5 protein-coding genes are annotated in these 13,574 nt (G+C 73.0%); 2 read left to right on the top strand and 3 right to left on the bottom strand.

Translation table 11 applies throughout. The features are described 5' to 3' along the window. Positions 1 to 30: 30 nt before the first annotated feature. A complete protein-coding gene (locus JO379_RS30065) occupies positions 31 to 7,509 on the bottom strand; it encodes an SDR family NAD(P)-dependent oxidoreductase (protein ID WP_307842185.1) in 7,479 nt (2,492 codons plus the stop codon). A 143-nt stretch (positions 7,510 to 7,652) separates the two neighbouring features. Further along, a complete protein-coding gene (locus JO379_RS30060) occupies positions 7,653 to 8,720 on the bottom strand; it encodes an LLM class flavin-dependent oxidoreductase (protein WP_130881042.1) in 1,068 nt (355 codons plus the stop codon). Between the two features lie 261 nt (positions 8,721 to 8,981). Between JO379_RS30060 and JO379_RS30055 the strand changes: the two genes are divergently transcribed. Together JO379_RS30055 and dhaK are read left to right on the top strand one after the other, a co-directional pair. Continuing rightward, a complete protein-coding gene (locus tag JO379_RS30055) occupies positions 8,982 to 10,601 on the top strand; it encodes an alkaline phosphatase D family protein (RefSeq protein WP_209517874.1) in 1,620 nt (539 codons plus the stop codon). 141 nt (positions 10,602 to 10,742) lie between these two features. Next, complete coding sequence (dhaK, locus tag JO379_RS30050; RefSeq protein ID WP_130881044.1) at positions 10,743 to 11,735, top strand: dihydroxyacetone kinase subunit DhaK; 993 nt, start codon at positions 10,743 to 10,745, stop codon at positions 11,733 to 11,735. Positions 11,736 to 11,809: 74 nt separating this feature from the next. On the opposite strand, the gene JO379_RS30045 is transcribed toward dhaK, so the two are convergent. Next, positions 11,810 to 13,543, bottom strand: a complete 1,734-nt coding sequence (locus tag JO379_RS30045) for an ABC-ATPase domain-containing protein (RefSeq protein ID WP_242626379.1) — start codon at positions 13,541 to 13,543, stop codon at positions 11,810 to 11,812. Between the last annotated feature and the right edge of the window lie 31 nt (positions 13,544 to 13,574).

The following is a 13,574-nucleotide window of genomic DNA, read 5'->3' as shown; positions in this document are numbered from 1 at the left end:
CGACGGGAGGATGCAGGGCCGGGCCGCCCGTCAGCTCCCGGCGGACGTGCCGTGGCCGAGACGGACGAGGGCACGGGCGGCGAGGCCGTTGATGCTGCCGGCGTTGATCAGTTCCACGGCCGGGATCTCGCACCCCAGACGTCGTGCGACGACGCCCACGAGTTCGGCGGCCATCAGCGAGTCCATCCCCAGCTGGTCCAGGGGCCGTTGACGGTCGACGCGTCCCGGTTCGGTCTGCAGGACGTCGGCCACGGCCCGGCTGAGGACGTCGGCCACGGCGTCGACCGCCTCGTCGGCCGTCGCGCCCGCGAGACGTTGACGCAACTTTTCCGGGTCGTCGCCCCCTTGCCGTCCTGTGGAGGGGGCCATTCCCTCGAAGCGGGGTACGTTCGTCGCGGGGAGGTACGCGCCGACGCGCGCCCAGTCGGAGCGGCCCACCACGGCCACGGCGGCTTCCGTGGCCAGCAGTTCGTCCAGCGCGGCACATGCCTCGGCGGACGAGAGGGCACCGACGCCGGTGCGCTTCAAGGTCGCCTCGATCCCTTCCCGTGCGACGTAGCCCGTGTCGCTGACGGCTCCCAGGGCGATGGCCAGCCCGTGCCGTCCCCCGGCCCGCCGCGACCTGGCCAGTGCCTCCAGGAACAGGTTGCCCGCCGCGTAATTGGCCTGCATGCGGCTGCCTACGGTCGCGGCGACGGAGGAGTAGCAGACGAAGAAGTCGAGCGGCTCCCGGCAGGCGGCATCCAGGTGCAGGGCGCCCAGGATCTTGGGCCGCAATGCGGCCAGGATCTGCTCCTCGGACAGCTCGGCCAGCAGCGCGTCTTCCAGGGCCATGGCGGCATGGATGACGCCCCGCAGGGGCCGGCCGGACGACTCGACGGCCCCGAGGACCTCTTCGACGGCCCTCGGGTCACCGAGGTCGGCCGCGTACACCCGGGTGTCCACGCCCCGTGCGGCGAGGTCCTCCAGCAGGATCTCGGCTCCGGGCGTGGTCCGGCCCCGGCGCCCGACGAGGGCGAGGCCGCCCGCGCCCCGGTCGGCCAGATGGCGGGCCGTCGCCGCACCCAGGCCGCTGAGGCCACCGGTCACAAGGTAGGTACCGCCGGGGTCCAGCGCCAAGCGGCCGGGCGCCCGCTCGACCAGGGGTGGTTCGTCGAAGGTCACCACGACCTTCCCGAGGTGGCGCGAGTGCTGCAGGGACCGGAACGCGTCGTCGACCCGGCTCGCCGGGAAGGCCTGGTGGGGCAGCGCCTGGCACGTACCGCTCCGGATCTCGGCGAATACGTCTGCCACGATCTCGGCAGGCAACGCTCCGGCCTCGAGGAACCGGCCGACGTCCACCCCGTGGAACGAACGGTTGTCTCCGAACAGCCCCATGGCCAGTCGGCTGTCGGACTCGATGTCGCGCTTGCCGAGCTCGATGAAGCGCCCGCCGGGGGCGAGCAGCTCCGCGCTGCGCACCAGTGCCTCTCCCGCGAGGGAGTTGAGGACGACGTCGACGCCCCGCCCGTCCGTGCGGTCCCGCACGTGCTCCGCGAAGTCCAGGCTCCGGGAGTTCAGGATGTGTTCGGCGCCCAGGAGACGCAGCAGGTCCCGCTTGGCGGCGGTGCCCGCCGTCGCGATGACCGTGGCGCCGCGGGAGCGGGCGAAGTGGAGCGCGGCCATGCCGACGCCGCCGGCGGCGGCGTGGACGAGGAGCGTCTCGCCACGCCCGAGCCGGGCGACATGGCCCAGCCCGTAGTGGACGGTCAGCAGGACCGTCGGCAGCGTGGCGCCGGCGGCGAAGTCCATGTCGTCGGGAATCCGGCCCACCACCTGCCTGGGCGCCACGACGTGGGATGCCATGGTCCGGAAGGTCATGGCACATACGCGGTCGCCGGGGGCGAGATCCGTCACCCGTGCCCCGACGGCCGTGACGACGCCCGCGCACTCCAGCCCCATCCCCTGCCCGCCGGCCGCCGGCCGCAGCATCCCGTTGGCTTCCAGGACGTCCCGGTAGTTCAGCCCGACGGCCCGTACCTCGATGAGCACGTCGTCGGCGCCCGGCTCAAGAGGCTCTGCCGTCACCCAGGCCAGCCGGTGGGACGGCCCCGGATCGCGGACTTCCAGCCGGTAGGGCGCGGACCCGGCCGACGTCGTGGTGCGTGCGGCGCCGAGGCTCCTGCTGCGGGCCACGAACCGGCCGCCGTCGGTGAGCAGGACCTCGTCGTCGACGGTGGGTTCGAGGAGTTCGAGGGCGAGCCGCCGGGCGCCGCTGTCCGGGTCGGGGCCCGTTTCGAGGGCGATGCGGCGCACCGTGAGCGCGGGGTGTTCGTTGGCCAGGCAGCGGGCGACGGCCCAGGGCGCGGCGTCGCCGGGAAAGCCGGGGGTGGCCGGGGCGTCGAACGGGGCGCCGGAGCGGGTGACGAGCGAGAGGGTGGCCGGGGGTTTCCCGCTGCGTGTGTAGGCGCGGGCGAAGGCGGCCAGCGCCGACGTGCGGCGCACCGCGAGCCCGGTGACCGCGTCGGCGTCGACGAGGGGAGGCTGTTCACCGTCGAGGACGATGAGGGCGTGGAGCGGTCCCGTTCCGGACTGTCCGGCCCGCGTCCACTGCTCGGCGTCGTCCGGCAGGCCGGTGCGGTGGACGTCGTCTGCGCCGCTCCGGACCAGCAGGCCCGTCAGCGCCTGTGCCAGGGCACCGTCGGGACGCTCGGCCGTGACGATCCACCGCTCACCGGTCGCGCGGTCCTGCGGCTCGGGCGGGTGTGCGTGCGGGGCCGTCGCCCGTCGGCCGAGAAGGACCGACGAACCGGGCAGGTTCTCTTCCTCCCCCACCCGGACGGAGCACACCTCCCCGAGACCGCATGTCCGCAGCAGGTCCTCCCACTGGAGCGCGGTCAGCAGCGGTGAGTCCTCGCGCAGTTCGTGGTCGGTGAACGACCAGTATTCGTCGAGCAGCCCGAAGCACACGGCCGTGGAGCGGAGGTCGTGCTCTTCGACGGCCACCAACTGACCGCCCTCGGCGAGGAGACCCACCAGCCGGGAGACGGCCCGCCGTACGTCCTTGGCCACGTGCAGGGCGTTGTGCGCGAGGACCAGGTCGAAGGAGCCCGGGGCGAGGCCCTGTTCCTCCAGGGGGCGGTCGATGTCGACGACGCGGTAGACGAGGAAATCGCGGTCCGCGAAGCGGCGCCGGGCTCGGGGGAAGAACACGGCGGACACGTCGCTGTAGACGTACTCGGTGCTCTCGGGCGGAAGGACATCGAGCAACCGGTCGGTCATGCCTCCCGTACCGGCTCCGACCTCCAGAATCCGCAACGGCCGGCCCCTCGGCCAGGTGCCGGTGATCGTGCACACGATCTGCCGCACGATGTCCAGCTGTGTCTGCACGGAGGGAGCGCGGCTGTAGAGCTGCTCGATCAGATGCCGGTCGGTCTCGGCGAAGAGAAGCTCGCGGGGGTCGGTCCGGCCCCTCAGGACATCGGCCAGGTGCAGTCCGCACCGCCCGAACACGGTGAACGCCAGGCTGTGTTCGGGGAAGCGGGCCAATGCCTTCTCGAACAGGTCCCGTGGTGCGGGATCGGTACGGAAGCGCCAGTACGGTGTCGTCCCGGGTCCGGCGTCATCGACGGGCCGCAGGAGCCCGTGCGTGGCGGCGAGGGGCAGCAGCACCCGCATGAGCCGGTCGTGCTTCTCCGCCATTCCCGCGGCGATCAGGTCCTCGGAGGAGAAGCCCACCGCCCCTTCCCTGCCCGCTTGTCCGAGCATCTGCCGGATGGCTGCGACGGTGCTGTGCGCGGCCCACTCGTGCAGGCTCCGCACCACGTCGCGGTCCCGCTCGTCGCGCCGCGTGCTGCCGGTCGCCGCGCGCCACCGGGCAGCGGCATCGGCCAGTGCAGGGGGTGCCGGCAGGGGTGCGTCAGGGGCAGGGTGGGGGAGGCTCGGGTGTGCCGCCGCCCGCAGTACGGTCTCCCACCGGACGACCGGCTGGCTCCCTCCGGCCGTGAACCGGCGCAGCCTGCACCCCTGGAGCTCCACGGTCACGTGCCCGTCGTCGTCCAGCAGGCTGACGTCCCAGCAAGCATCGACGGGCCCCCTCTCCCGGGCCGTGACATGGATCCACCCGCGGGCGGGGGGCGACTGCCACAGGCGCGCCGTCTCGATCACGGTGGGGAGGAACGGGGTGTCCGGGTCGGCGGTCCCGGCCATCAGGGGCATGCCGGCCTGGAGAGCTCCGTCGAGAATGGCCGGGTGGGCGCGGAACTCGCCGAGCGGCAGCCCTGTTTCATAGGCGGCGACGACCTCGTCGGTCCCGACGGTGAGCCGGCCGATCACCTGGAACGCGGGGCCGTACGGCAGCCCTGCCCGTGCGGCGCGCGCGTAGTGCTCCGTCTTCTCCACCCGTGTCGTGGTGCTCGGTCCGGGCGAGGACGCGGTGCGATCCGGGGCGGGTGCCGTTCCCAGCAGGCGACGGACGCGGCCGCGCGCGTGCAGCAGCCAGTCGGTGTCGGTCTCGTGGCGGGCCGCGATACGCAGGAGCTGGTCCTCGTCGGACAGCGACACCTGGAGCCGGGGCTCGGCCGAGTCGTCGTCCCACGGCAGGCTCAAGGGCCGGGTGATCTGCAGGTTCCGCACCTCCACGGGGCCCTCGAAGGTCTCGGCCGCGGCGGCGAACGCGGCTTCCAGGTAGGCGGCGGCCGGCAGCACCACCGTGTCGCCGACCTTGTGGTCGCCCAGCCACGGCATGCGGGCCGTGGCCACCGGTCCCGACCACAAGGGTTCCAGTGCGGCGAGCCGTGTCCCGAGCAGCGGGTGTCCGCGCCCGGCCCCGTCCTCGCCCGCGCCGCGGGACCACCACCCGGGTGCCCCGTTCCAGTGGCGCTCCCGCTGCCAGGGGTACGCGGGCAGATCGGCCACGCGCCCCGGCACGGGGAAGTACACGTCCCAGTCCAGCTGCCCGTCGGCGGCGATGAGCTGGGCGACGGCCCGGCGGACCTCCAACGGGCCGTCGCCGTCGCGCCGGCAGGTGCGGATGACCGCCGGTCCGCCGTCCGCGTGCCCCAGGCGCCGGAGGTAGGGGGCCAGCACGGGGTGGGGGCCGACCTCGACGAACACGTCGTGGCCGGCCTCGCGCATCGCGCGGACGGCGTCGGCGAACCGGACGGGTTCGCGAACGTTCCGCCACCAGTACCCGGCGTCGAGCCGCTCCCCCGGCAGTGGCCCGCCGCTGACACTCGAGTAGAACGGGGTGCTTCCCCCGGACGTCCTCAGATCGCCCAGGAGCGCACGCAGCGGTCCCTCGATCGGATCCATCGCCGGGCTGTGGAACGCGTAATCGAGCTCGAGCATGCGGAAGAAGACATCCCGGCGGGCGAGGTGCTCGCCCAGATCCGCCAGGCTCGCCGGGTCCCCGGCCAGGGTGACGTCCCGGTCGCTGTTGACACCGGCCACCGTCAGGCGGCCGCCGTACCGCTCGGCCTCGACCCGCGCCTCGTCCTCCGGCAGGCCCACCGCCGCCATGCGCCCGTGTCCGGCGGTGGGCGCTTGGGCCCGGCTTCGGGCGGCGACGACGCGTGCGGCCGTCGCCAGGTCCAGCGCTCCGGCGGTGCAGGCTGCCGCGATCTCCCCGACGCTGTGCCCCGCGACGCCGGAGAACCGCACTCCCCGCTCCCGCAGCACCGCGACGAGGCCCATCTGGACGGCGAACAGCAGGGGCTGGGCCACTTCCGTCCGCCGCAGGTCGTATCCGGGCGCCCCGGCGGCGAGCGCTTCGTGCACGGACCACCCGAGCTCGGGGCCCAGTGCGGCGTCGACCCGCTGTACGGCATCGTGGAAGGCGGGCTCATCGGTCAGCAGACCGGTGCCCATGCCGGCCCACTGGGAGCCGTTGCCGGAGAAGACCAGCGCCGTCCTGCCCGTGTTCGCGGACGTGACCGAGGCCGAGGCCGAGGCGCCCTCGCGACGCCCGCCGGACACGGCGCCGAGGGCAGCAGCCGCCTCCTCCCGGTCCGTGGCGAGCACGACGGCTCGGTAGCGGTGCGGGGTGCGACGGCGGCATGCCGTGTGGGCCAGGTCGTAGAACTCCGGGTCGGATGCCGCGCGCAGGCGCCCCGCCATGCGCCGGGCGGCCTCGGCGAGGGCCACGGGGGTGTGGGCGGAGACCATGACGGGCAGGGTTCCGTGGTCGTGGCCGTCCTTCGCGGGACGCGGAGACGGAGGGGGAGCGAGGACGGCGTGGGCATTGGCGCCGCCGAACCCGAAGCTGTTCACCCCCACCACGGGACGCGGGCGCGACGGCAACGGCAGTTCCTTCACGGCCGGCCGCAGCTTCCAGCGGGCGAAGTCGATGCCGGGGTTCAGCGGTTCGGCGTGCAGGGTGCGCGGCACCACGCCGTGCCGCAGCACGAGCAGCGCTTTGAACAGCCCGGCCATTCCGGAAGCGGGCTCCAGATGGCCGACGTTCGACTTCACCGATCCGATCGGCAGGTCACCGTCGGTCCGGCGGGCACCGAGCGCCCGCCCGATGGCCTCGCACTCCGCGGGGTCGCCCACGCTGGTGCCGGTGCCGTGTGCCTCGAAGTACACCAGGTCGTCCGGATGGACCCGGCCCCGGTCGTACACCGAACGCAACAAGGCCTCCTGCGCCCGCGGATTGGGCAGGGCCAGGCCATGCGTGCGGCCGTCACAGTTGGCCCCGGTGGTGACGATCGTGCCGTGGATCCTGTCGCCGTCGGCCAGGGCGTCCCCGAGCCGCTTGAGCAGGATCACGCCGCCCCCCTCGGACCGCACGAATCCGTCGGCGGCGGCCGAGAACGTCTGACAACGGCCCGTGGGCGACAACATCGACGCCGCCGAAAAGCCGACGTACCCGAAGGGGTTGAGCAGCACGTTCACCCCGCCGGCCAGAGCGACGGGGCCCCGGCCCGCCCGCAGGTAGTCGCACGCGCGGTGCACCGCGAACAGTGACGAGGAGCAGGCCGTGTCGACGGCCACGCTCTCCCCGTGCCAGTCGAAGGCATGGGAAAGGCGGTTGGCGAGGATCGACGCGGCCCCGCCCGTCATCGTGTGGGCGCTCATCGTGGCCGGGCGGGCCGACTGGAGGTCGGCGTAATCACTGCTGGAGACCCCGACGAAAACCCCGACGTCGGCCCCCGCCCACGTATCGCGGCACATACCGGCGTCGTCCAGGGCCTCCACCGCCATTTCCAGCAGCAGCCGTTGCTGGGGGTCGACGCGTGTCGCCTCGCGAGGCGAGATGCCGAAGAAATCGGCGTCGAATCCGCTGACGTCCTCGAGGAATCCTCCGGCCGCCGTGTAGCTTTTACCGGCCCTGCGCCGTCCGGGGTCGACGAAGTCCGCGATGTCGAACCTCTCGGGGGGCACGTCCCCGATCACGTCCCGGCCCGCCCGGAGCACCGCCCACAGGCCATCCAGCGTGTCGATCCCACCGGGCAGCCGACAGGCGGCCCCCACAATGGCGATGGCTTCTTCTTTGTGGTCCTCGTGATGGTGTACGTCGCCAGAGGGCACGGGCGTCTCCCGGTGAGTCGGCCTCATCGCGCTTACCCGCCATATGGGTGAGGTGAATCTCTCCACCGCGCCACCCGGATAACCCCGGGAATAATTCCTCTTACTTTCCGACCGTCATATTCTTTGATGGCTTTAAGCGCGCCTCAAGTGAGGAGTTCCGCGAGCAGGGCCATCTCGGTGGGCGGGTCGATCACCGGCTGGATGAGGAGTTCGTCGACGCCGGCCTGTTCCAGGGTGGTGATGCGGGCGAGGAGGTCGTCGCGGGTGCCGACCAGGGCCAGGGTGTTCATCAGCGAGGGCAGAACCAGATCCCGGTCCTGCGGTGCGATGCGTCCGAGGTAGTTGGGGTAGAGCTTGGTGTGCCGGTCCGGCGCGGTGGCGGTGGTGCCGCGCCGGTCGAGGAGCCGCCGCACCGCCTCGCGTTCCTCCGGGCCGAGTTGCCCGGCGAAGTCGGGCGTGTCGGCGGCTGTGTCGGCGGCGAAGGCCAGCAGCGACAGGACGAGGTGTCCCGTCGCGTCCCGGGCCGCGTCGCCGTGGGGGTCCTCGTCCTCGTCGAGGAGGTGGAGCGAGGTGACCAGGTAGGAGTCCGTGCGGAAGCCGGGGCCTTGGGGCGTGTCCTGGGCGGCGTGGCGGCGGGTGTCGTGCAGCGCGTGCCAGGCGGTGGGGTCCAGCAGGCCGAAGGAGATGAGGCCCGTGCCGCGGCGGCCGGCGACGGCGGCGGCCTTCGGTCCGCCCAGCGCGGCCACGACGAACTCGATCGGGTCGGTGGTGTTCACGTGAGCCCCGGCGTGCAGGAACCGGATGTCGCGGACCCGGTCACCTTCGCGGTACTCGGTCTGACGTCCGGCGCACAGGTCCTGCAGTGCGGCGGTGAAGTTCTCCAGCCCGGCCGCCGTGGCCGGCCGCATGCCCAGGGTGCGCCGGGCGGTGTTTCCGGTGCCGACTCCGCAGATGATCCGGCCCGGTGCCAGGGCGTTGAGGCCGGCCAGCCCGCTCGCGGCGGCCGGGGCCGAGCGCAGCGCCGGTGAGGTCACGGCGATGCCGAGCCTGATGCGGCTGGTGGCCTTCGCACACAGGCTCAAGGCGACGAAGGGGTCGCCGTGGACCATGGGGGTGTCATTGACCCAGAAGCTGTGCAGGCCCAACTCCTCGGCCCGCACGGCGAGGTCCTCCACACCGGGCTGCGCGGCGACCACGACACCTGCACGCATCACAACCTCCGGGGTGTGAGGAGCGAATCGAGCCTGCTCAGCATGGCAGGTCCCGGTCTCCGACCGCACGATCACCGACATCACACCTGCGACGGCAAGGACGACACGCCGTTGGGGGGCCACGGGCCGACGCGCCCGTATGCGCAGGGGCAGGCTGCCCGCCGGGGGCGCGCGTCGATGCGTTCCCGGGAAGCGGCAGGGACGGGTGTGACGATGGGTACGTTGCGGTCAGTCCCGGACGGCCGACAGGGAGCAGGAGCAATGACGAGCAGCTCGGGCCGGAGACGTTCCGATGGGGTCGGGCTTCATGCCCGGCGTCGCTTTCTCACCCTCGCGGCCATGACCTCGGTGGGTGCCTTCGCCGGAATGCCACGTGTGCGGGCCGACGGGCAGAGGGTGGGGAGGATCAGCGAGTTCCCCTTCACCCTGGGCGTCGCGTCGGGTGATCCGATGCCCTCTTCCGTCGTGCTGTGGACGAGGCTGGCTCCCCGCCCGTACGAAGTGGGCAGCGGCCTTCCCCCTGCGGGGGTCGTGGAGGTGCAGTGGGACATCGCCGGGGACGAGCAGTTCCGGAACATCGAGCGCAGCGGCCTGACCACCGCCTCCGCCGATTTCGGCTACAGCGTCCACGTGGACGTCAGCGGCCTGCAGCCCGGCCGGAGCTACTGGTACCGCTTCCGCACGGGAGCGTGGTCCAGCCCGGTCGGGCGCACCCGCACCGCGCCTGCCGCGGACGCCTCGGTGCGGGAGCTGCGGCTCGGGCTGGCATCGTGTCAGCAGTACGACGGGGGCTACTACACGGCGCACGCGCACCTCGCCCGCGAGGAGCTCGACGCCGTGTTCTTCGTCGGCGACTACATCTACGAAAACGCCATCGACGCGCAGGCCGGTGAACGCCGGCTGCCCGCCGGAAGCCGACTGCCGGAGGTGTTCGGCCACGAGCTGAAGACCCTGGAGGACTACCGGCTGCGCTACGCCCTCGCCAGGACCGACCCCGACCTCCGGGCAGCCCACGCCGCCCACCCGTGGGTGGTCACCTGGGACGACCACGAGGTGGAGAACAACTACGCGGCGGGCGTCCCCCAAGCAGGGGAGGCCCCGGAAGGCTTCCTGGCACGCAGGGCCGCCGCCTACCGCGCCTACTGGGAGAACATGCCCCTGCGCCCGGCCCAGTCCCCCTCGGGGGCGGACATGCGGCTGTACCGTCGCCTTCTCTTCGGCCGGTTGGCGCAGTTCGACGTCCTGGACACCCGGCAGTACCGCTCGGACCAGGCGTACGGCGACGGCTGGCAGTACCCCGGCCCCGAGTCGCAGGACGCCTCACGCACCATGACCGGTGCCGCGCAGGAACGCTGGCTGCTGGACGGCTTCCGCACCTCGACGGCCACCTGGAACGTCATCCCGCAGCAGGTGGCCTTCAGCCGGCGCCGGCTCACGCTCACCGGCCCGTCGCGCCTGTCGATGGACGCGTGGGACGGCTACCCGGCCTCCCGCGACCGCGTTCTCCAGGGAGCCCGGACGGCCGTTGCCGGCAATCTGATCGTGTTGTCCGGCGACTCCCACATCCACCTCGCCATGGACATCAAGCAGGACTTCGACGATCCCCGCTCCCCCACCGTGGGCGTGGAAATCCTCGGCAGCTCGATCACCAGCGGGGCCGACGGCATGGAGAAACCCGAGGACTGGGCGGAGCTCCTCGCCGCCAACCCCCACATGTCCTACTACGCCAAACGGCGCGGTTACGTGGTCATCACCCTCACTCCCACCCACGCACGCGCCGACTACCGCACTCTCGCCTACGTCACCCGCCCCGGCGCTCCCGTCACCACCGGAGCGAGCCTCGTCACCCGAGCCGGGGCCCCTGGCTTCCATCCGGCCTGACCGCCACCGACCGCGTTGCGTCCCCGAGCACTCTTGCCGCCTGCCGGTTCGCCGCACTCACCACAGCAGTCATGGCGGGCCTCAGTACCCTGGGTGGATCCAGGTCAGCGACCTCACCGCCTGATACCGCAGGAGACTCCCGTGAAAATGCTCATCAACGTGGCGGAGACCGTCGTCGCCGACGCCCTGCGCGGGATGGCCGCGGCCCATCCCGAGCTGGCGGTCGATGTGGAACGGCGGGTCGTCGTCCGGCGTGACGCGCCCGTCGCGGGCAAGGTGGCGCTGGTGTCCGGTGGCGGTTCGGGGCACGAGCCGTTGCACGGGGGCTTCGTGGGGTACGGGATGCTCGACGCGGCGTGTCCCGGGGAGGTGTTCACCTCGCCCGTGCCCGATCAGATGGTGCGGGCGGCGGCGGCCGTGGACAGCGGCAAGGGCGTGCTGTTCATCGTGAAGAACTACACGGGCGACGTCCTGAACTTCAACATGGCCGCCGAGCTCGCCGAGGACGAGGGCATCCAGGTCGCCAGCGTGCTCGTCAACGACGATGTCGCGGTGACCGACAGCCTCTACACGGCGGGCCGCCGTGGCACCGGTGCCACGGTCTTCGTGGAGAAGATCGCGGGGGCGGCGGCCGAGGAGGGCGCGCCGTTGGAGCGGGTGGAGGCGATCGCCCGCCGGGTGAACGAGTCGTCCCGCAGCTTCGGTGTCGCCCTGGCCTCCTGTACGACGCCCGCCAAGGGCGGCCCCACCTTCGATCTCCCGGCCGGTGAGCTGGAGTTGGGGGTCGGTATCCACGGTGAGCCGGGGCGCGAGCGTCGGGCGATGATGACGTCGGGCGAGATCGCGGACTTCGCCGTGGACGCGGTGCTGTCCGACCTGCGGCCGAGCGGTCCGGTGCTGGTGCTGGTCAACGGCATGGGCGCGACGCCGCTGCTGGAGCTGTACGGCTTCAACGCGGAGGTGCACCGGGTGCTGCGGGAGCGGGGCGTGCCGGTCGCGCGGACGCTCGTCGGCAATTACGTGACCTCCCTCGACATGGCCGGGGCCTCGGTGACGCTGTGTCAGGTCGACGACGAGATGCTGCGGCTGTGGGACGCGCCGGTCCAGACGGCCGGGCTTCGCTGGGGACGCTGACCGACCGGCCGAAGACCCGCCCGGAGCACGTCGGTCAGTGGGTCAGTGGGTCAGTGGGTCAGTGGGTCAGTGGGTCAGTGGGTCACCGACAGCGTGCGCAGCCGGTTCAGCGCCGCCGCGACCTCGAAGCGGCGCGGCAGCGCGAAGTCCTCGTCCCGTACGGCCAGGAGGCACTCGGCTCCGTCCGCGAGGTCGCGGTCGAGCAGGTCGAGTGCCTCGGCGAGGGTGCGTCCGCCGCCGAGGTGCCCCCGGCGGACCATGGCCTCCAGGGCCAGTCCCACGCCGGCCACCTGGGACGCGTCGGCCAGGTGCGCCACCGCGCGCAGGTCCACGGTCTCCTCCCCGAAGACCAGCCCGTCCCTCCCCCGGGCCTGGATCCGGGGCCGGCCGCGCGCGGAGCTGTCGACGGAGGCGGGGTCGGGGCGGCGGTGGACGGTGCCGGGGCAGGTGTCGGCCTCCGCCCGGCGCCCGGTGGGTACCGCGGCGAGTTCCTTCGCGCGGGCCGTGACGTCGGACGGCCGGTAGGCGTCCATCATGACCACCCGGTCCGCCACCTCCATGTAGTCGCCGGAGCCGCCCATCACGAGCACCGTCGAGACCCCCTGGTCCCGGTGGAGGGAGCGGACCAGGTCGACGAACGGGGTGAGGGGCTCGCGGTCCTTGGCGACCAGGGCCTGCATGCGCGCGTCACGGATCATCAGGTTGGTGGCGGCGGTGTCCTCGTCGATGAGCAGCACCTTGGCACCGGCCTCGACGGACTCGACGATCGCCGCGGCCTGGGAGGTGGAACCGGAGGCGTTGTCGGTGCGGAAGTCCGCCGTGTCGTCCCCGCTCGGCAGGTGGTCGACGAAGGCGTGGAGGTCCACGCCCTCGATCCGGCGGCCGTCCTCGGCGCGGATCTTGACGGTGTCGGAGCGGGAGACCACCCGTTCCCGGCCGTCGCCCGGGACGTCGTCCCAGATGCCGGTCTCCAGCGCGCGCAGCAGCGTCGACTTGCCGTGGAAGCCGCCCCCGACGATCAGCGTGACGCCCTCGGGCACGCCCATGCCGGTCACCCGGCCCGCGTGCGGAAGGTCGACGGTGACCCGCAGCTCCTCCGGGGAGCGGAACGGGACCGCCGCCGGGCCGGTCAGCGGGCGGTCGTCCACGCCGCTGCGCCGGGGCAGGACCGCGCCGTCGGCGACGAACGCGACGAGCCCGAGCCCGGGCAGTGCCTCGCGGAGCGCGTGTGAGTCCTCGGCCGTGTCGGCGAAGCGGGTGAGCGCCTCGGCGTCGACCGCCGGGTAGCGCAGGGCCCGGTCGACCAGCCGGGGCAGCCGCCGGCACAGGACGTGCTCGGCGGCGCGCGCGTCGATCCGGCGGCCGCGGCCGGGGAGCGGGACGTTCAGCCGGAGGACGACGGATCCGGGTTCGCCTTCCAGTGCCGTCGGACCGGGCGGTACCACCTGGCAGGAGCCGCGGTCGAGGATCTCCTGGCCGCCCGCGTCCACCCGGGTGCCCTCCCCGGTCTCCTCGGCCGCCCGCCGGGCGAGAAAGCTCGCGAGGGCCCGGCGGCGTACGGGCGTGCGCCACAGGTCGGCGGGGAACCCGGCGACGGCCGCGGGGACGTGCAGGGCAACGCGCGCGGGAGGCGCGTACGGGTCGGCCTGGCCACGGACGATCTCCAGATCGAACCCGTCCATGGCCCAGCGGCCGACGAGGGACTTGTAGCGGCCGTACGACGCGCCGTCCAGCGCCCACAGGGCGTCGGCGAACCCGTCCCGGGTCCGGCGCGGCGCCGGCGGACGGCGGTCGGTGGAGCGCGGCATGGTGCGGTGTCCTTCCCGGTGGCGCATGGCG

Source organism: Streptomyces syringium, from assembly GCF_017876625.1.
GTDB classification, from domain to species: Bacteria; Actinomycetota; Actinomycetes; order Streptomycetales; family Streptomycetaceae; genus Streptomyces; species Streptomyces syringius.
The sequence above is the reverse complement of the archived record's forward strand: the minus strand, read 5'-3'. Positions and strand labels throughout refer to the sequence as shown.

Excerpts from the sequence above, each read along its gene's own strand:
- JO379_RS30060 (WP_130881042.1), bottom strand. The coding sequence starts at position 8,720 with ATGCGTGCAGGTGTCGTGGTCGCCGCGCAGCCCGGTGTGGAGGACCTC.
- JO379_RS30045 (WP_242626379.1), bottom strand. The coding sequence starts at position 13,543 with ATGCCGCGCTCCACCGACCGCCGTCCGCCGGCGCCGCGCCGGACCCGG.
- JO379_RS30055 (WP_209517874.1), top strand. The coding sequence starts at position 8,982 with ATGACGAGCAGCTCGGGCCGGAGACGTTCCGATGGGGTCGGGCTTCAT.